Source organism: Actinomadura hibisca NBRC 15177 (assembly GCF_001552635.1).
In the GTDB taxonomy this organism is placed as follows: domain Bacteria; phylum Actinomycetota; class Actinomycetes; order Streptosporangiales; family Streptosporangiaceae; genus Spirillospora; species Spirillospora hibisca.
The window spans coordinates 1-22,526 of record NZ_BCRO01000102.1; the positions used below are offsets into that span (position 1 = coordinate 1).

Consider the following 22,526-nt stretch of genomic DNA (forward strand, 5'->3'; position numbering starts at 1 on the left):
TCTGGCCCGGCGGGACTCGCCTTCGGCTTCGCCCCGCCGGGCCAGTTAGGCACTCGCGCGACGGCTGAGGCCTTTGAGACAGGCCCTAGAACATCCCGGAGTAGCGGTCCATCGAGCCCTTGGGCAGGCCGAACTTCTCCTCCAGGTCCCGCATGTAGGTCTCGTCGCAGACCTTCTCCTCGGACAGGGTGTTGGCCTTGTCCAGGCACTGCGTGCGGGTGTTGGTCTCCGGCAGGATCACCACCGCCATGATCAGCGCCAGCGCGCCCAGCAGCGTGCCGATCGCGCCGGTCACGATGCCCGCCGTCGCGCCCGGGGCCCGGCCGCGCACCGCCGCCGCCTTCCGCCGCGCCTTGGTGCCGATCACGACGGCGGCGATGTCCAGCACCAGCCCCAGCGGCCAGAAGAACAGGGAGACCACCAGGCCGCCGACGCCGAGCCACAACGACCGCCGCCCCGCGCCGTCGGAGGCGTCGGGCCCGGCCGGGCCCGGCGGCGGGACCGGCTGCTGGTAGGCCGGCGGGCGCTCGGGGGCGCCCACGCCGTTGGGGACGTCCGGTCGGGCTCCGCTGCCGCCCTCGCCCTGGCCCGGCTGCTCGCTCACGTGGCTCCTCCTGCGGTGTCGGCCCGGCCTCGTGCGCCGGGTCGGCTGTCATGCGCCGTGCTGCGCGCCCGCCGTGCCGTGCCGTCCGCACGGTCTCGGTCGGGTGCGACGAGCAGGCCGGATAGGCTTCGTCCTGCCGCCAGGCGCCAGACGCCGCGGCCCAACCCCTACACCCCACCGTTACCAGGGAGTCATGGTGTCCGCCCGGCTCGTCGTCCTCGTCTCCGGCGCGGGGACCAACCTACAAGCGCTGCTCGACGCGTGCGCAGATCCAGCCTACGGGGCGAAAGTGGTGGCCGTCGGCGCCGACCGCGGCGAGATCGCCGGAACGGCCCGCGCCGAGGAGGCCGGACTGCCCGCCTTCACCGTGCGCGTGGGCGACTTCCCCGACCGGGACGCCTGGGACGCCGCGCTCACCGGGGCCGTCGCCGCGCACGAGCCCGACCTGGTGGTGTCGGCGGGGTTCATGAAGATCCTCGGACCGCGGTTCCTGGCGCGGTTCGGCGGCCGTACCGTCAACACCCACCCGGCGCTGCTGCCGTCCTTCCCGGGCGCGCACGCCGTGCGGGACGCCCTGGCGTACGGCGTGAAGGTGACGGGCTGTACCGTGCACTTCGTCGACGAAGGCGTGGACACCGGACCCGTCATCGCCCAGGAAACGGTCACCGTGGGCTGGCATGACGACGAAGACTCCCTGCACGAGCGCATCAAGCAGGTGGAGCGCCGGCTCCTGGTCGACGTCGTGGGACGCCTGGCCCGCGATGGCTGGACCGCCCGAGGCAGGCGGGTCTCCATGAAGTGCCGCACGTGCAACACGTCCGCAGACGATGAGGGGAGCTCGACCGGTGAGTCGGGTGTCGATTAAGCGCGCGCTGATCAGCGTGTACGACAAGACGGGCCTGGAGGAGCTGGCCAGGGGCCTGCACGAGGCCGGGGTGGAGATCGTCTCCACCGGGTCCACGGCGGGCCGCATCGCCGCCGCCGGGGTGCCGGTGATGAAGGTGGAGAAGCTCACCGGATTCCCCGAGTGCCTGGACGGCCGGGTCAAGACCCTGCACCCCAAGGTGCACGCCGGGCTGCTGGCCGACCGGCGCAAGGACGACCACCTCCAGCAGCTCGACGACCTGGGCGTGGAGCCGTTCGACCTCGCGGTGGTGAACCTGTACCCGTTCGCCGACACCGTCGCCTCCGGGGCCAAGCCGGACGAGTGCGTCGAGCAGATCGACATCGGCGGCCCCACCATGGTCCGCGCCGCCGCCAAGAACCACGCCAGCGTCGCGGTCGTGGTGTCCCCGGCCGCCTACGGGCAGGTGCTGGACGCCGTCCGCGAGGGCGGGTTCACGCTGGACGAGCGGCGGCGGCTGGCCGCGCAGGCGTTCGCGCACACCGCGTCCTACGACGTGGCCGTGGCGTCCTGGTACGCCGGGACCTATGCGCCCGACGAGGTCGCCGCCGACGCCCAGTGGCCCGACTTCCTGGGCGCCACCTGGGAGCGCTCGAACGTGCTGCGCTACGGCGAGAACCCGCACCAGCGCGCCGCCCTCTACACCGACGGCACGGGCGGCGGCCTGGCCGGGGCCGAGCAGCTCCACGGCAAGGAGATGTCCTACAACAACTACGTGGACGCCGACGCCGCCCGCCGCGCCGCCCACGACTTCGCCGAGCCCGCCGTCGCGATCATCAAGCACGCCAACCCGTGCGGCATCGCGGTCGGCGACGACGTGGCCGCCGCGCACCGCAAGGCGCACGCCTGCGACCCGGTGTCGGCGTTCGGCGGCGTGATCGCCGTCAACCGCCCGGTCACCGCCGAGATGGCCCGCCAGGTCGCCGAGGTGTTCACCGAGGTCCTGGTCGCGCCGGACTTCGAGGACGCGGCGCTGGAGATCCTCACCCAGAAGAAGAACATCCGGCTGCTGCGCTGCCCCGAGGGCCCTGCGGGCGAGGTGGAGTTCCGCCGCGTGGACGGCGGCCTGCTGCTCCAGACCGTCGACCGCGTGGACGCCCCCGGCGACGACCCGGCCACCTGGGAGCTGAAGACCGGCACCGCCGCCGACGAGGCCACCCTGCGCGACCTGGCGTTCGCCTGGAAGGCGTGCCGCTCGGTCAAGTCCAACGCGATCCTGCTGGCCCACGACGGCGGCACCACCGGCGTCGGCATGGGCCAGGTCAACCGGGTCGACTCGGCCCGCCTCGCGGTCACCCGCGCCGGGACCGAGCGGGCGCCGGCGTCGGTGGGCGCCTCCGACGCCTTCTTCCCCTTCCCCGACGGCCTGGAGGTGCTGACGGAGGCGGGCGTGCGCGCCATCGTCGAGCCGGGCGGGTCGGTGAACGACGACAAGGTCATCGCCGCCGCCGAGAAGGCCGGGATCGCCCTGTACTTCACCGGGGTGCGGCACTTCTTCCACTGATCATCCGAACGCCGCCGAGCCCGGTCCCGCCGCCTGCGGGGCCGGGCTCGTCCGTGCCCAGGGAGTAAGTAGCCCGAACGGGTGGTTTTGTAAATCTTGGGCGGTTTTACGTTTAGGCGTTGGTAGCCTCGGCGAGGTCAAGGTCTTTTGGTCTCGCCTTGACTCCAGGCAATCGCCGCCCGACTCCCATTCCCTGCGCCCGCCCCTGCGGTGCGCGAGCACCGCCTAGGCGTACGGAGGCTCCATGGAACCGCTGGTCACCCTGCTGCTGAGCTCGATCGTGCAGACGATGACGCTGTTCACCGAGGCACGTCAGATCATCGGCCTGGCCGCCGCCGTGCTGGCGGCGGTGCTGGCCGCGCAGGTCGGCTGGCACGGGACCGACCGGATCATCGCCTGGCGCGGTCGCGCCGACCAGGAGTAGTTCAGCGCAGCCGTGCGCGCAGCGCCGCGCGTGCCTCCGGCCACTCCAAGTCGATCATCGAGTAGGTCGCGGTGTCGCGCAGGCTCCCGTCCGCCCGGATCCGGTGGTTGCGGAGCACCCCCTCGAAGGTGGTGCCCAGCCGCTGGATCGCCTGCCGCGACCGCTCGTTGCGCACGTGGGTGTGCCACTCCACGCGGATCGCGCCCAGCCCGTCGAACGCCCGTCCCAACAGCAGCAGCTTGGCCTCGGTGTTGAGGCCGGTGCGGTGCCAGCGCGTCCCCAGCCACGTGTGGCCGATCGCCACCCCCCGATGCTCCGGGGTGATCGCGTAGTAGGACGTCGTGCCCGCCACCTCGCCGGTCGCCACGTCGATCTGCGCCCACGGCAGCCGTTCGCGCAGCTCGCAGGCGGCCAGCGCGGCGTCGATCTGGGCCCGCATACCGGCGACGTCGCCGGGCTGGGGCTCGTTCAGCCACGTCCACACGCCCGGGTCCTTGCCCGCCGCGAACAACCCCTCGGCGTGCTCGGCGGACAGCGGCTCCAGCCGCACGTGACGGCCGGTCAGGACGGGGCGGTCGAACCAGGCGTCGGTCATGCCGACCAGCCTAGGAAGCCCAAGTGGCCTGCTGACAGGGCCACTTAAGCGCGCTTCCCGGAAACCACTTCACGGCCGTCCCGCGCCCGCCCGCTAGCATGGGCCCGACGCGACTGGCGCGGTCAAGGTGGGACCGACCACCGGGGAGCGAAGCAGTCCGGCACGCCGCGCGCCTGGGTGGCCGGGAACCGAGCCGCGGGCTCGTCCCCGGTGAACAACAGCGCGGAGGTACCGATGACGGCACAGATCCTGGACGGGAAGGCGACCGCCGCCGAGATCCGGGCCGATCTCAAGGCGCGGGTCGAGGTGTTGCGCGGCAAGGGCGTGCGCGTCGGCCTCGGCACCGTCCTGGTCGGCGACGACCCCGGCAGCCACGCCTACGTCAAGATGAAGCACCGCGACAGCGACGAGGTCGGCATCCAGAGCTTCCGGCACGACCTGCCCGCCGACGCCACGCAGCAGGACGTCGAGCGCGCGGTCGCCGACCTCAACGCCAACGACGAGTGCACCGGCTACATCGTGCAGCTCCCGCTGCCCCGCGGCCTGGACGAGCAGCGCGTGCTGGAGCTGATCGACCCCCTCAAGGACGCCGACGGCCTGCACCCCATCAACCTCGGCCGCCTCGTGCTCATGGAGGAGGCCCCGCTGCCCTGCACCCCCAAGGGCATCGTGGCGCTGCTGCGCCGCTACGACGTGCCGCTGAAGGGCGCCGAGGTCACCGTGATCGGGCGCGGCATCACCGTCGGCCGCCCGCTCGGCCTGCTGCTCACCCGGCGCAGCGAGAACGCGACCGTCACCCTGTGCCACACCGGCACCCGCGACCTGGCCGCGCACGTCCGCAACGCCGACATCGTCGTGGCCGCCGCCGGGGTGCCTGGCCTGATCACCGCCGACATGGTCAAGCCCGGCGCGGCCGTGCTGGACGTCGGCGTGTCGCGCGTGGACGGCAAGCTGGCCGGCGACGTGGCCGCCGATGTGGCCGAGGTCGCCGGGTGGGTCGCGCCCAACCCCGGCGGCGTGGGCCCCATGACGCGGGCGATGTTGCTGGCCAACGTCGTCGAGGCCGCCGAGAAGGCCGCCGGAGTCTGACGACGGCCGCGCGGGACGGGCACGACCCGGCCCGCGTTGGCCGGATCCCGCCGCGCCCCCGTTCGCGCTGCCGTTCGGGGACGCGGCGGGATCACACCGTCAGCTCGCCCGGCGCCCCGCCGCCGCCGGACGGGTCACGTGCCCCGGCGCGGCGTGGTTGGCGCCCGGCGTGCGGCGCATCTCCTGGGTGGCGCGGCCGTCCACCGACGGCCGGCTGCTCTGCTGCGGGACGTGGACCGGCGGCAGCGGCCGGACCAGGCCCATCGCGATGACCTCGTTGGCCAGGCGGGTACGGCGGTTGGCGCCCTCCGGGATGCGGAACTTCTGGTAGAGGCGCAGCAGGTGCTGCTTGACCGCCGCCTCGGTCACCACGAGATCACCGGCGATCTCGCGGGCCGTGGCGGGGGCCACGAACGCCTCGTCCGACAGGGCGGGCCGGCACAGCGAGGTCAGCACGTCGACCTCGCGCCGGGTCAGCTCGGGAGCCACGGCGCGCCGCAGCTCGACGTCGGGATCGACCTCCTCGCGGGGGATTCCCCCCATCCGGCAGCGCGCCGTGCCGAAGCTCACGACGTCACCGTCCTCCAGGACACGGCGGGCGATCGGCCGGCCGTTGACACGGGTCCCGTTGCGGGACAACCCCATGTCCACGACGTACACGTACGGGCCGCGCCGAACGATCTCTGCGTGCAAACGGGACACACTCGGGTCGTCGAGACGGATGTCCACTCCTCTCCCTCGACCGACCGTCGTGACGTCGGGGCGCAACGGCATCACCAGCCCGCTGTCCTCGATCCGCATGAACGGCCCCTCCACGGCAGTCCTCCCAGCTAGTTAGCGACCCCTGTCCGACGGGTTACCCGGGCGGGTCGCGGGCCACACACGCTTACCGGCGAGTAGCCCAGTGGGGGAAGGGGTTTCAGGGCTCTCGGCTGTCCGCTCTGTCCCTCCCGTCCGGGTCTCGCTGCTTTCGCCGTCCACTACCGTGGAGGCGGAGACCGCAAGCGGAGCGAGGCCGTGAGCATAGATCATGAGCACTGAACTGCACCGGCGACGGCGCCGGGCGCCCCGAGGCCGCGGTGCCGCGCCGCACTGGCTGGGGCAGCTTCCCTACCTGATCGTGCTGGCCGGCGTCGCCGGCGGCCTGGTGTTGTGCGCGCTCGACTACTTCCGCAAGGGATCGGGCCTGATGGCGGCCGCGGTGCTGTTCGGCGCGCTGGCGCGCCTGGTGCTGCCGCCGAGCCAGGTCGGGATGCTGGAGACGCGCAAGAAGTGGCTGGACGTCGCGACGATGGCCGGGTTCGCCGTCGCCATCGCCGTCGCCGCCTGGGTCGTCCCCAGCAAGTAGCGCGAGGCCGCCGTGCCGCCGGCGAGGGGCCCCGCGCCGAGGTGGGGCCGGGGTCGGACACCAGATATCTTGATATCGAGCAATGACGCCGCAGATGTAAGGGAGTGTCCGGTTGACCGACGCGACGATTATCTACACGCACACCGATGAGGCCCCGCTCCTGGCGACCTACTCGTTCCTGCCGGTGATCGAGGCCTACGCCTCGACCGCCGGGGTGACGGTGGAGACCCGGGACATCTCCCTCGCCGGACGGATCATCGCCTCCTTCCCCGAGCACCTGACCGAGGAGCAGCGCGTCGGCGACGCCCTCGCGGAGCTGGGCGGGCTGGCCGAGACGCCGGGCGCCAACATCATCAAGCTGCCGAACGTCTCGGCCTCGGTCCCGCAGCTCAAGGCGGCGATCACCGAGCTGCAGCAGCAGGGTTACGCGCTGCCGGACTACCCCGACGAGCCCGCGACCGACGAAGAGCGCGAGGTCCGCGCCCGCTACGACAAGGTCAAGGGCAGCGCCGTCAACCCGGTGCTGCGGCAGGGCAACTCCGACCGGCGCGCCCCGGCCGCCGTCAAGCAGTACGCCCGCAACCACCCGCACCGCATGGGCGCGTGGTCGGCCGACTCCAAGACCAACGTGGCGGCCATGGGCTCCGGTGACTTCCGCACCAGCGAGAAGTCCGCCGTCGCCGCCGCCGACGGTTCGCTGCGCATCGAGCTGGTGGACGGCGAGGGCGACGTCACCACGCTGCGCGAGTCGGTACCCGTGCTCGCCGGGGAGGTACTGGACGCCTCGGTGATGCGAGTAGCCGAGCTGCGCGAGTTCCTGACCGCGCAGATCGCCCGCGCCAAGGACGAGGGCGTGCTGTTCTCGGTGCACCTCAAGGCCACGATGATGAAGGTCTCCGACCCGGTGATCTTCGGTCACGTGGTGCGCGCCTTCTTCCCGCAGACCTTCGGCAAGTACGGCGAGACGCTGGCCAAGGCCGGGCTGTCGGCCAACGACGGCCTCGGCGCGATCCTCAACGGCCTGGACCGGCTGCCCGAGGGCGCCGAGATCAAGGCGTCGTTCGAGGCGGAGCTGGCCGAGGGGCCGGAGCTGGCCATGGTCGACTCCGACCGCGGCATCACCAACCTGCACGTGCCCAGCGACGTCATCGTGGACGCCTCCATGCCCGCGATGATCCGCACCTCCGGGCACATGTGGGGCCCCGACGGGCAGGAGCACGACACCCTCGCGGTCATCCCCGACTCCAGCTACTCGGGCGTCTACCAGGCCGTCATCGACGACTGCCGCGCCAACGGCGCCTACGACCCGGCGACCATGGGCTCGGTGCCCAACGTCGGCCTGATGGCGCAGAAGGCCGAGGAGTACGGCAGCCACGACAAGACCTTCGAGGTGCCCGCCGCCGGCACCGTGCGGGTCGTGGACGCGGGCGGCGCGACCGTCCTGGAGCAGCCGGTCGCGGCCGGCGACATCTTCCGGATGTGCCAGACCAAGGACGAGCCGATCCGCGACTGGGTCAAGCTGGCCGTCACCCGGGCCCGCCTCAGCGGCGACCCGGCGGTGTTCTGGCTGGACGCCGACCGCGCGCACGACGCGGTGCTGATCGAGAAGGTCGAGAAGTACCTCGGCGAGCACGACACCGCGGGCCTGAGCATCGAGATCAAGGCGCCGGAGGAGGCCGCGAAGCTCTCCCTGGAGCGCATCCGGCGCGGCGAGAACACCATCTCGGTCACCGGCAACGTGCTGCGCGACTACCTGACCGACCTGTTCCCGATCCTGGAGCTGGGCACCAGCGCCAAGATGTTGTCGATCGTCCCGCTGATGGCGGGCGGCGGCCTGTTCGAGACGGGCGCGGGCGGCTCGGCCCCCAAGCACGTGCAGCAGCTCGTCAAGGAGAACTACCTGCGCTGGGACAGCCTGGGCGAGTTCTTCGCGCTGGCGGCGAGCTTCGAGCACCTGGCGCGGGCGGCCGGGAACGCGCGGGCGCAACTGCTGGCCGACACGCTGGACCGTGCCACCGCGACGTTCCTCAACGAGAACAAGTCGCCGACCCGCCGCCTGGGCGGCATCGACAACCGCGGCAGCCACTTCTACCTGGCCCTGTACTGGGCGCAGGAGCTGGCCGCGCAGAACGACGACGCCGACATGGCGGCGGCGTTCGGCCCGCTGGCGGCGGCCCTGGCCGAGCGGGAGCAGACGATCGTGGACGAGCTGCTGGCCGTGCAGGGCTCCCCGGTGGACCTGGGCGGCTACTACCGTCCCGACCCGGAGAAGGCGGCGGCGGTCATGCGCCCGTCGACCACGTTCAACGAGGCTCTGGCGAGCCTGAACGTCTGAAAGTAGCGCGAGGCAGTCCGGTGTAGGGACGGTCTCGTCGGAGGGCCGCCACGGGATTCCGTGGCGGCCCTCGCCGTTTGTGAGGAAACAGCCATGCCGAAGGCCGCACCTGGCGAAGGCGCGACGCCGTGAGCGCGATAGCCTGGCAGGCGGAATATCTCGACGCCGAGACATTCGAGCTCGGCGGTCGGGCGGGTTTTCCGGATGAGGCCGATCGCGCCCCGTCAGGTCACAGGAGATGAAGAAGGCTATGACGCGCACCCCAGTCACCGTCACCGTCACCGGCGCCGCGGGCCAGATCGGCTACGCGCTGCTGTTCCGCATCGCCTCCGGGCAGCTTCTCGGCGCGGACGTACCCGTGCGCCTGCGGCTGCTGGAGATTCCGCAGGCCGTCAAGGCCGCCGAGGGCACCGCCATGGAGCTGGACGACTGCGCGTTCCCGCTGCTGGACGGCGTCGACATCTTCGACGACGCCACCAAGGCGTTCGCGGGCGCCAACGTCGCCCTGCTGGTCGGCGCGCGCCCGCGCACCAAGGGCATGGAGCGCGGCGACCTGCTGGAGGCCAACGGCGGCATCTTCAAGCCGCAGGGCGAGGCCATCAACGCCGGCGCCGCCGACGACATCAAGGTGCTGGTGGTCGGCAACCCGGCCAACACCAACGCCCTGATCGCCCAGCAGCACGCTCCGGACGTCCCGGCCGAGCGCTTCACCGCCATGACGCGCCTGGACCACAACCGCGCGCTGGCGCAGCTGTCGAAGAAGGCCGGCGTGTCGGTCTCCGACATCAGGAAGCTGACGATCTGGGGCAACCACTCGGCGACCCAGTACCCCGACATCTTCCGCGCCGAGATCGCGGGCAAGAGCGCCGCCGCGACGGTGGACGACCAGCAGTGGCTGGAGAACGACTTCATCCCGACCGTGGCCAAGCGCGGCGCCGCGATCATCGAGGCCCGGGGCGCGTCCTCGGCCGCCTCCGCCGCCTCCGCCGCGATCGACCACGTGCACACCTGGGTGAACGGCACCGCCGAGGGCGACTGGACCTCGATGGCCGTGGTGTCGGACGGCTCCTACGGCGTGCCGGAGGGCCTGATCTCGTCCTTCCCCGTCACCACCTCCGGCGGGAAGTGGGAGATCGTCCAGGGCCTGGAGATCGACGACTTCTCGCGCGCCCGCATCGACGCGTCGGTGAACGAGCTGGCCGAGGAGCGCGACGCGGTCCGCAAGCTGGGCCTCATCTGAACCTGACCCTGCTCGCGACGAGCCCCGGCCCGCCAAGGGCCGGGGCTCGTCCCGTTCCCGCATCTTTGTGATCACGTTGACACGGAGTGTGACGCTCGGGATGATTGCTCCCGGAGTCGTCCAGTGGTGAATGGCGCGTGGCGTCAGAACACGCTCGCGGACCTGTGTGCCGCACGCTCGTTCCCGTCCTGGCAAGGCGGGTTGGGCGAGGAGACCTCAAACGACTCTCTGCATCCAGCAGGCCCTTCGGACAGGTAACTTCGAACACAGGAGCAACATCCGTGGGAGCTGAACTGAGCTTGACCGCCCGCGTGGCGGTCTTGGAGCAGCGCATGAACGAGAGCGACCAGCGCCAGCTGTGGTACGAGCAGCGCAGTGCAGAGCGGTTCGGCCGGCTGGAGAGGAAGTTCGACCGCATGGCCGTGGACGTCGGCGTGCTCAAGAGCGACGTCAGCACGCTCAAGAGCGACGTCAGCACGCTCAAGAGCGACGTCAGCACGCTCAAGAGCAACGTCGGCGTGCTCAAGGGCGACGTGGACACGCTCAAGAGCGACGTCAACGCCCTCAAGGCCGGGCAGATCGAGACCAACCAGATGCTGGCGAAGCTGGTCGGCTGGATGGAACGCCAGAGCAAGTAGCCGGATGAAGCCCGGCGAACGTCCGGCGCGCCGGACGCCGAGAGGCTAGTCCGGCGACGCCGCGCGGGCCGCCGTCCCCTCGGGGCGGCGGCCCGTTGCCATCTGCGACGACGCGCTCTTCAATGGCCGGATTCCACCCCGCCCGGCAACTAAACTGGTAGGGATATAGGTTATGTGGATCGGTCGGCCCGGCGCGGCGGGTCGGCCGGTAAGTCGGCTGCTTTGCCGGAACTGCCCGGATAGGCTGCCCCGAGTCGTCGAACGGGGAGGCACGAGGGTGGCCGAGCAGGCGTTCCAAGTCGATCTGCGCGGGGTGGTGGACCTGCTCAGCCGCCACCTGTACGCCAGTCCGCGGGTGTACCTGCGGGAGCTGCTGCAGAACGCGGTGGACGCGATCACCGCCCGCGGCGGCGGCGGCCGGGTGCGGATCGAGACCGGCGGCGGCGCGCTGCGCGTGCACGACGACGGCATCGGCCTCACCGAGGACGAGGTCCACCAGTTGCTGGCCACCATCGGCCGTTCCTCCAAGCGCGACGAGCTGGGCTTCGCGCGCCACGACTTCCTCGGCCAGTTCGGCATCGGCCTGCTGTCGGCCTTCCTGGTCGCCGACGAGATCGAGGTCGTCACGCGCTCGGCCAAGGGCGGCCCCGCCGTGCGCTGGACGGGCCTGTCCGGCGGCAGCTACCGCGTCGAGCCGGGGGAGCGCGACGAGCCCGGCACCACCGTCACGCTGCGGCCACGCCAGGGCGCGGCCGAGCTGCTCAGCCCGCCCGTGGTCGCCGACCTCGCCGCCGCCTACGGCTCGCTGCTGCCCGTCGAGCTGACCGTGGACGGCGTCCCGGTCACCGGCGACGGCCCGCCCTGGCAGACCGCCCACCCCGATCCCGCCCGCCGCCGCCGCGCCCTGGACGCCTACTGCAAGAGCCTCTACGGCTTCGAGCCCTACGACGTCATCGACCTGGACGTGCCCGAGGCGGGCCTGACCGGCGTGGCGTTCGTCCTCCCGCAGGCCGTGTCGCCGAGCTCCCGCGCCGCGCACCGCGTCTACCTCAAGCGGATGTTGCTGGCCGAGAGCGTGGAGGGCCTGCTGCCCGAGTGGGCGTTCTTCGTCCGCTGTGTCGTCGACGCCGGGGAGCTGCGCCCCACCGCCAGCCGCGAGGCCCTCTACGAGGACGAGCTGCTGGACGCCACCCGCCAGGCCCTCGGCGAGCGCATCCGCCAGTGGCTGGTGCGCCTGTCGGAGACCGACCCCGCCAAGCTGCGCGGCTTCCTGAGCCTGCACCAGCTCGGCGTCAAGGCGATGGCGCTCCAGGACGACGACATGTTGCGCATCGTGGACCGCTGGCTCGACTTCGAGACCTCCGCCGGGCCGATGACCCTGGCCGAGTTCCGCCGCCGCCACGGCGAGGCCCGCTTCACCCCCAGCGTGGACGAGTTCCGCCGCCTGTCGGCCGTCGCGGGCGCGCAGGGCGTCGGCCTGGTCAACGGCGGTTACGTCCACGACGCCGACATCATCGAGCGGCTGCCCGACATCGACCCCGACATCCGGCTGACCCGCCTGGACGCCGCCGAGCTGACCACCCACTTCGGCGTGCTCGACCCCGGGGCGGAGCTGGGGATGCGGCCGTTCCTGGCGGCCGCGCAACGCGCCGTCGAGCGGCTCGGCTGCGAGGTCGTGGTCCGCGACTTCGACCCGGCGTCGCTGCCCGCGCTCTACCTGACCAGCCGCGCCGCGCAGCACCGGCAGGAGCTGGACCAGGCCCGCGAGGCCGCCGACGACCTGTGGGCCGACGTCCTGGGCGCGCTCGACAGCGCCGCCGCCAGCGACCGCCCGCAACTCGTCCTCAACCACCGCAACCCGCTGGCCCGCCGCATCACCGGCCTCACCGAGGACGGCCTGGTCGAGCTGGCCGTGCAGGCGCTGTACGGGCAGGCGCTGCTGCTGGGCCACCACCCCCTGCGCCCCGCCGACACCGCCGTCCTGAACCGCTCCTTCCTCGGCCTCCTGGAATGGGCCGTGCACGACCCGGAGGCCACCCCGTGAGCACCGACGACGTCTACGCCCTGATGTCCCAGGCGGGCGAGCTGCCCTACGGGGAGGCCCGCACCGTCCTGGTGGAGGACGCGCTGCGCCGCGCGGAGGCGGCCGGGGACGAGCACCTGGCGTTCCGGGTGCGGATGGAGCTGACCAACGCCTACCGGTACGGCGGCGAGCCCGCCAAGGCGTTCGCGACCTTCAGCCGCACGCTGGCCGACCACGACCGCGACCCGGCGCGCTTCGACCAGGGCCTCAGCCTGCTGTGGCAGATGAAGGCGACGGTGAGCGCGCTCACGGCGTTCCCGGAGATCCCGCTCGACCGCACCCACGCGGTGCTGGACGACATGGAGCGCCGCTATCTCGCCGGGGGCCACAGCCTCCAGGCGGTGTACCACTACCGCAACATCGTGGCGCGGCACGTGGGCGACCTCGACGCCGCCGACCACTGGTACGCCAAGTGGGTGGCCGCGCCGCGCGACGACCTGTCGGACTGCGCGGGCTGCGACCCGACCGGCATGGTGGAGCACCTGAAGTTGCGCGGCCGGTACGAGGAGGCGTTCGAGATCGCCGCGCCCGTGCTGGACGCCCAGCTCAACTGCACCGAGCAGCCGCACGGCATCCTGACGGCGCTGCTGGAGGTGTACCTGCGCACCGGCCGCCCCGAGCAGGCCCGCGACGCGCACCGGCGCGCCTACCGGCTGCACCGCGCCCAGCTCGCCGACCTGCACGAGATCGGCGAGCACCTGGAGTTCTGCGCGCGCACCGGCAACCACGCGCGCGGTCTGGAGATCCTCCAGCGGCATCTGGGCTGGCTGGACCGCGCCCCGAGCCCGTACACGGCGATGTGCTTCGCGGCGGCCGCGGCGCTGGTGCTGCGGCGGGTCGAGGAGGCGGGGCACGGCTCGGCGACGGTGCGCCGCCCGGCGACCGCGGACCGTCCGGCCGCCGAGGTGCCGGTACCGGAACTGCGCGCGGAGCTGGCGGAGCTGGCCGAACGGCTGGCGGCACGCTTCGACGCCCGCAACGGCACCTCCTACCAGGGCGACCTGATCCGGACGACCTTCGCGGCGGACCAACTCCTGGACCACCTCCCGCTGACCGCCTACGACCGCCGCCCGACCCCCGCCCCGGTCCCCGCCGCGCCGCCGGTCCCGGACCTCGCTGCCGAGAACGACCTGGACGCGCTGCTGGACGCGGCCGACAAGCGCCGCGCGTCCGACGACGTGCCGCGCGCCCTGGCGGCCTGGCGACGCTTCGACGAGCTGGCCGAGACCGTCGAGCCCACCGCCCTGCAAGCAGCACGACGGCTGGACGCCCGGGGCGTCGAGCACGCCCTGCAGAACGACCACGAAAGCGCCCTGGAAGCGTGGCAGGAGGCGTTCACCCGGTTCGGCGAACTGGGCGAGGCCGAACTCCAGCACCGCACGCTCTCCCGCATGGGCGCGGCGCACTTCGCCCAAGGCGAAGAAGAGAAGGGCCTCGCCGAACTCACCGCCGCCGTGGCCTACGACGACGCCCACCCGGCCCAACGCGGCTCCTCCACAGGGATGCGGATGCGGCTGGCGAGCGCCCACCTGCACCGGGGCCAGGCCGCCGACGCCCTGCCCGTGCTGGACGCCATCCGGCCCGACGGCGACTGGGAGGCGGGTGAGGTCGAACTCCTGCGCGGCCAGGTGTTGCTGGAGACCGGCGACATGGACGGCGGCACCGCCGCGTTGCGCCGCTCGCTGGAGGCGCTCCGCGCCTCAGGTCAGGGCGGCTTTGAGCAGGCCCAGGCGGCCCTGCTGCTCAGCCGCGTGCTGAACCACCTGGCCGCGCACAGCGAGGACGCCGCCTTCCTCAAGGAGGCTCTGGACGCGCTGGACGAGGCCGTCGCCCACGCGCCCGCCGGGACGCCGCTGCGCTCGGGCGCGCACCTGGAGCGCGGCACGCTGCTGCTGGGCTCCGAACGCGCCGCCGACGCCGTGCCCGACCTGGTGGAGGCCGTCGCCGGGTTCACCGCCGCGGGCCTGCCCGGACCGGCCGTGCTGGCGCGCGTGGATCTGGCCGCCGCGTACCAGGCGTCCGGCCGTCACCTGGAGGCCGCCGAGACCGCCGAGGAGGCGCTGCCCGGCCTGGAGGACCCCGCCGACGTGCACCGCTGCCGCCTGATCCTGGCGCACGCGCAGCAGGGCTTGGGCGAGGCGGAGGCCGCCGAGACCTTCGCGTCCCTGGCCGAGGACGCCGAACCCGCCGTGGCGGCCGAGATGCTGGAACGGTCGGCCGAGGTGCTGACGGGCCTGGACATGGACGCGCAGGCGGCCGAACGGTTCCTGGAGGCCGCCGGCGCGTCCGAGCGGGCGGGCAACTCCTACGCCGTCGTGCAGAACCGGCGGCGGGCGGCGATGTGCCTGCTGTGGAGCGGCCAGCCGGACGAGGCCGTGGTGACCGTCGAGTCGTCCCGCGCCACCCTGGCCGCGCTGCCCGCCGACAACCCGGAGGGCCGCACCTGGCTGACGGCGCTGGTGTCCTACGACCAGGCGCGCATCCTGGCCGCGCTGGACCGCCACCAGGAAGCGTTGGAGCACGTGGAGACGGCCGTGGAAGGCTTCACCGCCCTGGGCGAGACCGGGCCCGCCGAAACGGCTGCTGGCCTGCGCGACGAGATCCGGCAATCGTCGGCCTGACGCGTGTCGGCGACCGCTGCTCACCCCGTGTGCTCAATAGAATCCGTTGCGCACACGGGGATGAGGGGCGGCGGTCGCGCCGCCCGCGCACGACGGGGTTGATGCTTTCCATGCGCCGGGTACTGGTCGCCCACGGCTGCGTTTGCGCGGCTTTGCTCACGACGGCGGCCCCGGGGCGCGCCCACGAGCCGTCCGCCGCCGATCTGGGCGTGGCGGTGACGGCGTCGCAGAAACGGGCGAACCTGGGCGACGTGGTGGGCTTCACGGTCACGGTGTGGAACTCGGGCCCGATGACCGCCCCGAAGCCGACGGCGACGATGCGGATTCCGCGCGGCCTGGCCATCGTCGAGACCGGCGAGACCACCTGCGCCGAGCAGACCCGCCTGCTGCGCTGCCAGCTTCCCAGCCTCCCGGACGGCCGCGCGCGCTCTATCCACATCCTGGGGATAGTGAAGCCGAACGCGACGGGCACACTGCGCGTGACGGCGACGGCCCGCTCCACGGCGACCGACCCCGTCCCGACCAACGACACCGCCACCGTGGCGCTGCCGGTGACCCCGGGCACGGACCTGGCGGTCCGCCTGAAGGCCCCGGCGAAGGCGATGCGCGGCGCGCCCATGAACGTGACCGCGACGATACTGAACAAGGGCCCGCGCACCGCCGACAAGGTGGTGCTGCACCTGGGCGCGCACAAGGCGCTCCTGCACACGGCCCCAGCGGACCGCTGCCGTGTGCTGCGTCAGCAAGGAGCCGACCAGTACTTGCGGTGCAACCTGGGCACCCTGAAGCAGGGGGCTCAGCGCAAGGTGAAGGCCACGGTGGTGTGGCACGAGCCCGCGTTGCGCGCCCGCGCGCAGGACTTCGCCGTCAGCGCGGCGTCGGCGCAGGGGGAGCGGAGCCCGGAGAACAACGTGGCGACGGCCCAGGTGAAGTTGCGCTGACGCTTGGCCTCCGGGGAGGCCAAGCGCCGTCAGGCTGGCAGCCGATGCGCCCCGTTCGCGGGAGCCGCCTCCAGGAAAACAGGAGCCTCCCAGCCCTGCCCCTCGAACGCCGCCGCGATCGACTCCCGGACACGATCGGCCCGCTCCGTCGCCGCCAGCACGATGACCGAGCCACCGAAGCCGCCGCCGACCATCCGTCCACCGCGCGCCCCGGCCCGCATGGCGGCCTCGACCGCCGCGTCGGCCTGCGGCCAGGACACCTGGAACTGGTCGCGCAACGACATGTGCGACGCCACGAGCATCGCACCCATCTCCGCGACCGCGCCCGCGCGCAGCAGCCCGGCCGCAGCCTCAACACGATGATTCTCAGTAACCACATGCTGGACCCGCCGCCGCAGCACGGGATCGCGCAACGATCCAAGCGCCCCGGCGAGATCCTTCACATCACGGAGCGCTTCGACACCCAGCAGACCCGCAGCCCGCTCACACTCAGCACGCCGCTCGGCGTATTCGCCACCCGCGAGCGCATGCGAGACACGGGTATCCACCGCAAGCAACGTCATCCCGGCGTCCTCAGGCGCGAAAGGCACCTTGCCCGACAACCCGCTCCGGCAGTCCAGCAGCAGCGCATGCCCGGCCGTGGCGAGCAGCGACGCCGAGGGATCCATCAGCCCCGACGGCACACCCACATGCTCGTTCTCGACACGCCGCGCCAACTTCGCCAGCTCCGGCCGCTCGATCTCAACGCCATACAGATCGCACAAGGCGAGCAAGGTGGCGCAAACCAGAGCAGCCGACGACGACAGCCCAGCCCCCTGCGGCAGATCCGCGTCGATCAACAGCGAAGCGCCACCCACACCGAACTCGCGCAACACCCACGCAGCCCCGGCCGGATAGGCGGCCCAGCTCTGCTCAGCCGGAATAGGACCACCCGCCACCGGCACCGTGACGGGCACACCGGCAGCCTGCAACGAGCGGACCTCCAACAGCCCGTCGTCCCGCCGCGCCGCCGCGACCTGCACACCGAGCGGCAACGCGAACGGCAACACCAGCCCGTCGTTGTAGTCGGTGTGCTCACCGATCAGATTGACCCGCCCAGGGGCGTGCCAGACGACCTCGGGAGGCCGCTGGTACGCCTCGTGGAAAGCAGCGCCGGCACTCACCGCTGGATGAAGGCCCACGCGTCGGAGACCATCGTGCGCAGGTCCCGCTCCGGCTTCCAGCCAAGCTGCGACTGGATCTTCTCCGAGGAGGCGATCAGCACCGCCGGGTCGCCGGGACGGCGCGGGCTGACCACCGCCGGGATCGGGTGGCCGGTGACCTCGCGGCACACCTCGATGACCTCGCGGACCGAGTAGCCGGAGCCGCTGCCGAGGTTGAAGATCTGGTGGCGGCCGGGCTCGCAGGCGTCCAGCGCGAGCAGGTGGGCGTTGCCGAGGTCGATCACGTGCACGTAGTCGCGGACGCAGGTGCCGTCGGCGGTCGGGTAGTCCTCGCCGAACATCTGCACGGACTCGCGCTCGCCCAGCGCGACCTTGAGGACGTTGGGGATCAGGTGGGTCTCCACGGCGTGCCGCTCGCCCTGCGCGCCGTGCGAACCGGCGACGTTGAAGTAGCGCAGCGAGACCGCGCCGATCCCGTACAGGCGCGCGAACTCGGTCAGCGTCGCGTCAATGGCCAGCTTGGACGCGCCGTAGGGGTTGGTCGGACGCGTGGGGTCGGTCTCCAGGATCGGCGTGGACTCCGGCTCGCCGTAGGTGGCGGCGGTGGACGAGAAGACGATCCGGTCCACCCCGGCCCGGCGCATGGCGTCCAGCAGAGCCAGCGACTCGCCGAGGTTCTTGTCCCAGTACAGGCCGGGCTTCTCTACGGACTCGCCCACCAGGGACTTGGCGGCGAAGTGCAGCACGGCGTCGAACCCGGCCCCGTCCAGGACGCCGAACGCGGCGTCGCGCAGCGTCCCCTGTACCAGCTGGGCCCCGGCCGGCACCGCGTCCTCGTGCCCGGTGGACAGGTCGTCCAGCACGACCACCTCGTGCCCGGCGTCCAGCAACTGAGCCGAGACGACGCTGCCGATGTAGCCGGCACCTCCGGTGACGAGCAGCTTCACGAACGGACCTCCATGTAGGGACGGCGGGGTCCGCCCAGGCTATCCGGAAGCACGGAACCAAGACGTGAAGGCAGCAGAGGAAGCCAATTCGCCCTCAGGAGTGGATAGGGGAGTCCGGCGAATCCACCCAGACACTTTGGCCGCCGGGCGTGACAGTAAGTCCGTAGCGGGTGAGCGCGGGACGTCCTGCCCTTTCCCAGCGCTGCTCGGCCTGCCGGATGTCCTGGGCGGCCGTCTGCTGGCTATGCAGTGGCATGAACGGTGATGAAGTCACGCACCGTCCTTGGGCCGTGCCGTCGTCATGGACGTGGAGCACCGCCAAGGGCCAGTCCGGATGAACGGTCGGGGCTAGTGGCACCACGATGATCCCGCCGGGCCGCGTCTGCTCCACCCATGCGTAGGGGATGGTGTGCGCGGAGGCCGTGGCGATGAGCCGGTCATAGGGAGCCTCGCCCAAGCAGCCCAGTTCCCCGTCCCCGACGACCACGGTCACCGACGCGCCGACGGCGGCGAGGGCCGAACGGGCACGGCTCGCGGCCACGGGATCGCTTTCGACGCTGACGACGTTGTCCGGCCCGGCCAGCGCGGCGAGGACGGCGGCGTTGTACCCGGTCCCCGTACCGATCTCCAGCACCCGCACCCCCGGCCGCACCGCCAGAGCCTCGATCATCCGGATCATGACGGAGGGGGCGCTGCTGGAACTGGTCGACTCCATCCCTCTGCCCATCGCCGGGTCGCACAGTTCCGCTGGAAGGGCTGGATCGGGCGCGACCCGCGTCACGACCGGCGCGTCCGCCGCCACCCGCCGCCGCCATTCCTCGGGGTCGTCACGGCGGTGCAACGGCACGAGCCCGCCGGACGCGTCCCGCACGAAGATCTCGTCCGGGATGAACGGCTCCCGCGGCACGCTCGCAAAAGCTTCGCGGACGTTCACTGCTTCCCCGTCCCGTTGCACAGCGCGCACGGCCTCCAGACCCGGTTGCCGTCGTCCGACACCCACTTGCCGCCCTTACCGTCACAGGCGGAGCAGTCCGCACCCTTCCGGTGCTTGCCCATCGGTTTCGATCCTTCCGTGAAAGCCTCCGGCCGGGCGGGCCTCTCCCTGCGAGGCCACCGGGGGAACAGTGGCGGGTGAAGGGTGCGCCTTGGACCCCGCACCCGCACCGCCCGGCCGGAGGAGCTATCCACCGCCCGGAGCAGCCTCGTCGGGCTCCTCATGCAAGGCGGTGAGGTTGTCTTCGGCATAACTGCTGATCAGAGTGATGGTGCTGGGCAACATCCCGTGCCGTCGAAGGGCTTCCTCGTAGGCGGCCTTGACGACCTCGGCCGCCAGCCGCAACGAGGTCTGCGAGGCCGTGGTCATGCCTGCTCTTTTGCATGGACGCGGAGAGCATGAGCGATGGCTTCGGCCGCCCCACGCGGATCGGCGACGGGGCTGATCGTGCGGCCGTCGGCGGCCCAGGTGAACGACCAGCCTTCGACGCGGTCGAAGTCGCAGCCCACGTCGGCCCGGTAGGTGATGTTGTCGGCGTTGACGACGAACAGCGCCAGGCAGCCCGCCCGCACCGCCAGTTCCGCCCGCAACCCCGGCCGGTCTTCTCCGATCACCTGCCGCAGGACCTCCAGGAAGGCCCTGCGCTGGCCGGACGGCAAGGGCTGATCGACCATGCCCGCCGCGTGTCGTGGTTTGTCGAAGCTCATCGCCGTCCCCGTTCTCTCGTACCTGAGACAAGCGTGACCCCACCGCGTTAGCTTGGCCATGTCTCGCGAGAGGAACGAGGGTCACGGAGGGTTAATGGCAACCACCGCTGAGTCAGTCGATCCGATGGCCGGGCTCTGGTCTCTTCTAGCCTCCCAACTGCGGATACTCCGCAAGCAGCGCGGTCTTTCCCAGGCTGCGGTTGGCGGTCTGGTCCAAGCCGACCACAAGACGGTCTCGAATTGGGAGGCCGAAAGGAACCATCCGCCCGTCGAAGCTCTCCGCATCCTCGACTCCGAGTGGAGGACGGGAGGGCTGCTCGAAGCCCTTCACCACTACGCCAACACCATGCAAGCCCCGGCGGAGTTCCTCGCTGTAGTCGAGTATGAGGCGATGGCGCACGTAGCCCGGATCAACGGCGTGGCCTTCATCCCCGGCCTTCTCCAGACCCCCGAATACGCGCGCGAAGCGTTCATCATGGCGGGCGTGACGGATGTCGAAAGGCAGGTGGCGCTGCGGATGGAACGGCAGGCCGTCCTCACCCGCGAGGGTCCACCGTACGTCTCCGTCCTCCTCTCAGAAGTAGCCCTGCTCATCGTCCCCGGGCATCTGCGCCGTGGACAGATCGAAAGACTTCTCCAGGTGGGGGAGCTGCCTCACGTCACGCTCCGCCTAGTGCCCATCGACGCAGGTCTCCAAGTAGGACTTGAAGGGGACTTCTATCTCTTCAGCACCCCCCAAAGAGAGGTGGGGTTTCTCGAGAACCCGGCTCGTGGAACACTGGTGACGGAGACAGCCGACCTGCGTAGACTCACCGTTGCGTTTGATCGCACCAGCGGGCGGGCACTCTCGCCGGAGGCCACCCGCGTCAGACTGCAGGAACTGATCGAAGGGCCACAGTGACTACATGGCGTAAGTCCAGCCGCAGCGCCAACTCGGGTCAGGAGAACTGTGTTGAGCTCGCCCGACTGAGTGACCTCGTCGGTGTGCGGGACTCGAAGGCTCCCGAGGCCGGCCACTTGTCGCTCTCGGCTGAGAGCTTCGCTGAGCTCGTTGCCCGCGTGAAGCGGGACGAGCAGATTGCCTGATCTGGGCAATTAGGCCCAGAGCCCCGGTCTGTGTGCGCAGGTCAGGGCTGTAGGCCAAGGAAATCGGCGAGTTCCCGCATCTCTGGCGTGAGCGTCCGTCGCCTGGCCACGGTCTTGCCGAGGATGTCGCGGGCCATGCGCTGGTTGACGATCCACTCCGGGCTGATCGCACGGATCTCCTGGAGGATCTCCAACGCCTCGGTGTGCTGCTTGAGCTGGATGTGCGCCTTGGCCACGTCCAAGCGGTGCCGGTTGCGGCTGGAGGCTCTGGCCCGGAAGCCCGTCCTAGGGATTCTTTGCGAGAGAACCAGCACCCGGTCCGGCCTGTCCTCGATCATGTAGTTCTCGGCCTGGCGCGTGGCCACGGCGATGGGGCCGAACGTCCGCAAGGGATCGGAAGGCGGCGCCCACTCGTCTCCTAGGGTGACGGCGGCGGCCTGGGCGAACCTCAGCGCGTCCGACGCCTCGCCCGGCTCGTTGTTGCGGGATGCGGCCGTGGAGACCCGCAGCAGCAGCCCGCCCCACGCCGCCAGTTCCTCTGGCGTCGCGCGGGAGATCCGGGGCTCGATCTCGTCGGCGGAACGGGCGGCCAGGTCGAGCGTCCCCGCCAGGTCTCCGCGCCGCATCAGCAGCCAACACCGGGTGTTGAGGATCGCCGCCTCTTCCAGCCTGCCCGGCGCGTCGTCCAGCGCCCGCCGCAACGCGATCTCGGCCGCGTCGAACTGGCGGGTCGAGACCAGAAGCAGTCCGGCGAGGTGCAGGACCCGTGACCGAACCCGCCGCCCCGGCCGACCCAGGGCTTCGGCGTCCCGAAGGAGGGAGGGAAGCAGCGCGCCCAGCTCGGCGTACCGGTTCTCCGTGAACAGAGGTTCCGCCGCCTCCACCGCGCTGAGCACCCCTTGCGGGGTAGGGGTCTCTTCAGGCTGGCCGTTCTTCCGGAGGAGCGCGTCCCGCACCGGAGCCCAGCGGTCCGCCGTCACCTCTTCCTGCGCGGGCCGGACGATGAGGTCCGAGGTCGAGATCTCAAGCGCCTTGGCCAGCTTGCGCAAGGTCTCCAGCCGGGTGTCCTCGCGTTCGCCCTGCTCAAGTTTGCGGATCAGGGACAGGGAGACGTCTGATGACTGCGCGAGCTCCTTCTGCGAGAACCCACGTCGCTTGCGTACGGACCGGAGGCGTTCCGCCAGGCTCGGCGTACTCATACCGTCCAGCGTAAGGACCGGCCGGGTGGTTTCTCAGGGGCTCGGCGAGTGCAACCAGATGGTCTGACCGTCGGGAGTCCTTTTGGCAGGAGCACCCTTCGGAA

At 71.5% G+C, this 22,526-nt stretch carries 22 protein-coding genes and 1 riboswitch; of the genes, 13 read left to right on the top strand and 9 right to left on the bottom strand.

Going from position 1 to position 22,526, the window contains the following annotated elements:
- Positions 1-85: 85 nt before the first annotated feature.
- A complete protein-coding gene (locus tag AH6_RS36145) occupies positions 86-604 on the bottom strand; it encodes a DUF4190 domain-containing protein (protein ID WP_067489377.1) in 519 nt (172 codons plus the stop codon).
- 193 nt (positions 605-797) lie between these two features.
- Between AH6_RS36145 and purN the strand changes: the two genes are divergently transcribed.
- From purN to AH6_RS36160, 3 genes are all read left to right on the top strand, one after another.
- Entirely contained in the window at positions 798-1,469 is a 672-nt protein-coding gene (gene purN, locus AH6_RS36150; protein WP_067489380.1) for a phosphoribosylglycinamide formyltransferase, read from the top strand.
- Positions 1,432-3,012, top strand: a complete 1,581-nt coding sequence (gene purH, locus AH6_RS36155; protein WP_067489383.1) for a bifunctional phosphoribosylaminoimidazolecarboxamide formyltransferase/IMP cyclohydrolase — start codon at positions 1,432-1,434, stop codon at positions 3,010-3,012. Before purN ends, purH begins: the two co-directional genes overlap by 38 nt.
- A 244-nt stretch (positions 3,013-3,256) precedes the next feature.
- Positions 3,257-3,436: a hypothetical protein gene (locus AH6_RS36160; protein ID WP_067489386.1), complete on the top strand. Its 180-nt coding sequence runs from the start codon at positions 3,257-3,259 to the stop codon at positions 3,434-3,436.
- A gap of 1 nt (position 3,437) precedes the next feature.
- On the opposite strand, the gene AH6_RS36165 is transcribed toward AH6_RS36160, so the two are convergent.
- Entirely contained in the window at positions 3,438-4,031 is a 594-nt protein-coding gene (locus tag AH6_RS36165) for a GNAT family N-acetyltransferase (protein WP_067489389.1), read from the bottom strand.
- 99 nt (positions 4,032-4,130) lie between these two features.
- Positions 4,131-4,217, top strand: a riboswitch (ZMP/ZTP riboswitch).
- 48 nt (positions 4,218-4,265) lie between these two features.
- On the opposite strand from AH6_RS36165, the gene AH6_RS36170 reads away from it, so the two are divergent.
- A complete protein-coding gene (locus AH6_RS36170; RefSeq protein WP_067489392.1) occupies positions 4,266-5,120 on the top strand; it encodes a bifunctional methylenetetrahydrofolate dehydrogenase/methenyltetrahydrofolate cyclohydrolase in 855 nt (284 codons plus the stop codon).
- Between the two features lie 99 nt (positions 5,121-5,219).
- Here the strand turns inward: AH6_RS36170 and AH6_RS36175 are convergent, their stop codons facing one another.
- Complete coding sequence (locus AH6_RS36175; protein ID WP_067489395.1) at positions 5,220-5,936, bottom strand: FHA domain-containing protein; 717 nt, start codon at positions 5,934-5,936, stop codon at positions 5,220-5,222.
- 214 nt (positions 5,937-6,150) lie between these two features.
- Between AH6_RS36175 and AH6_RS36180 the strand changes: the two genes are divergently transcribed.
- The 7 genes from AH6_RS36180 to AH6_RS36210 all read left to right on the top strand — a co-directional run bounded on the left by AH6_RS36180 (position 6,151) and on the right by AH6_RS36210 (position 16,326).
- Positions 6,151-6,468, top strand: coding sequence for a DUF3017 domain-containing protein (locus AH6_RS36180; RefSeq protein WP_067489398.1), 318 nt, complete (start codon positions 6,151-6,153; stop codon positions 6,466-6,468).
- A gap of 112 nt (positions 6,469-6,580) precedes the next feature.
- Positions 6,581-8,803, top strand: a complete 2,223-nt coding sequence (locus tag AH6_RS36185; RefSeq protein WP_067489401.1) for an NADP-dependent isocitrate dehydrogenase — start codon at positions 6,581-6,583, stop codon at positions 8,801-8,803.
- A gap of 250 nt (positions 8,804-9,053) precedes the next feature.
- Complete coding sequence (locus AH6_RS36190) at positions 9,054-10,043, top strand: malate dehydrogenase (protein WP_067489405.1); 990 nt, start codon at positions 9,054-9,056, stop codon at positions 10,041-10,043.
- Between the two features lie 281 nt (positions 10,044-10,324).
- Positions 10,325-10,681 (top strand): hypothetical protein, encoded by a 357-nt coding sequence (locus AH6_RS36195; RefSeq protein WP_157431934.1) that lies wholly within the window; start codon positions 10,325-10,327, stop codon positions 10,679-10,681.
- Positions 10,682-10,958: 277 nt separating this feature from the next.
- Positions 10,959-12,725, top strand: coding sequence for an HSP90 family protein (locus AH6_RS36200; RefSeq protein ID WP_067489410.1), 1,767 nt, complete (start codon positions 10,959-10,961; stop codon positions 12,723-12,725).
- On the top strand, positions 12,722-15,385 hold the full coding sequence (locus AH6_RS43135) for a hypothetical protein (RefSeq protein WP_083983815.1): 2,664 nt from the start codon (positions 12,722-12,724) through the stop codon (positions 15,383-15,385). Before AH6_RS36200 ends, AH6_RS43135 begins: the two co-directional genes overlap by 4 nt.
- A 101-nt stretch (positions 15,386-15,486) precedes the next feature.
- On the top strand, positions 15,487-16,326 hold the full coding sequence (locus tag AH6_RS36210) for a DUF11 domain-containing protein (RefSeq protein ID WP_157431935.1): 840 nt from the start codon (positions 15,487-15,489) through the stop codon (positions 16,324-16,326).
- A 29-nt stretch (positions 16,327-16,355) separates the two neighbouring features.
- Here the strand turns inward: AH6_RS36210 and galK are convergent, their stop codons facing one another.
- From galK to AH6_RS36235, 5 genes are all read right to left on the bottom strand, one after another.
- Positions 16,356-17,489: a galactokinase gene (gene galK, locus AH6_RS36215; protein ID WP_067489416.1), complete on the bottom strand. Its 1,134-nt coding sequence runs from the start codon at positions 17,487-17,489 to the stop codon at positions 16,356-16,358.
- Positions 17,486-18,436 carry a UDP-glucose 4-epimerase GalE gene (gene galE / locus AH6_RS36220; RefSeq protein WP_067489419.1) on the bottom strand — a complete coding sequence of 317 codons (951 nt, stop codon included), beginning with the start codon at positions 18,434-18,436 and terminating at the stop codon, positions 17,486-17,488. Before galE ends, galK begins: the two co-directional genes overlap by 4 nt.
- A gap of 94 nt (positions 18,437-18,530) precedes the next feature.
- Positions 18,531-19,343 (bottom strand): methyltransferase domain-containing protein, encoded by an 813-nt coding sequence (locus AH6_RS36225; RefSeq protein WP_245679625.1) that lies wholly within the window; start codon positions 19,341-19,343, stop codon positions 18,531-18,533.
- A gap of 273 nt (positions 19,344-19,616) precedes the next feature.
- On the bottom strand, positions 19,617-19,799 hold the full coding sequence (locus tag AH6_RS36230) for a hypothetical protein (RefSeq protein WP_067489422.1): 183 nt from the start codon (positions 19,797-19,799) through the stop codon (positions 19,617-19,619).
- Positions 19,796-20,137, bottom strand: coding sequence for a hypothetical protein (locus AH6_RS36235; RefSeq protein WP_157431936.1), 342 nt, complete (start codon positions 20,135-20,137; stop codon positions 19,796-19,798). Before AH6_RS36235 ends, AH6_RS36230 begins: the two co-directional genes overlap by 4 nt.
- A 94-nt stretch (positions 20,138-20,231) precedes the next feature.
- Between AH6_RS36235 and AH6_RS36240 the strand changes: the two genes are divergently transcribed.
- Both AH6_RS36240 and AH6_RS36245 read left to right on the top strand, forming a co-directional pair.
- Positions 20,232-21,038: a helix-turn-helix domain-containing protein gene (locus AH6_RS36240; RefSeq protein ID WP_067489427.1), complete on the top strand. Its 807-nt coding sequence runs from the start codon at positions 20,232-20,234 to the stop codon at positions 21,036-21,038.
- Complete coding sequence (locus AH6_RS36245) at positions 21,035-21,223, top strand: DUF397 domain-containing protein (RefSeq protein WP_067489430.1); 189 nt, start codon at positions 21,035-21,037, stop codon at positions 21,221-21,223. The genes AH6_RS36240 and AH6_RS36245 overlap by 4 nt, the downstream gene beginning before the upstream one ends.
- Before the next feature lie 41 nt (positions 21,224-21,264).
- On the opposite strand, the gene AH6_RS36250 is transcribed toward AH6_RS36245, so the two are convergent.
- On the bottom strand, positions 21,265-22,422 hold the full coding sequence (locus AH6_RS36250) for a helix-turn-helix domain-containing protein (protein WP_067489433.1): 1,158 nt from the start codon (positions 22,420-22,422) through the stop codon (positions 21,265-21,267).
- Positions 22,423-22,526 lie beyond the last annotated feature (104 nt).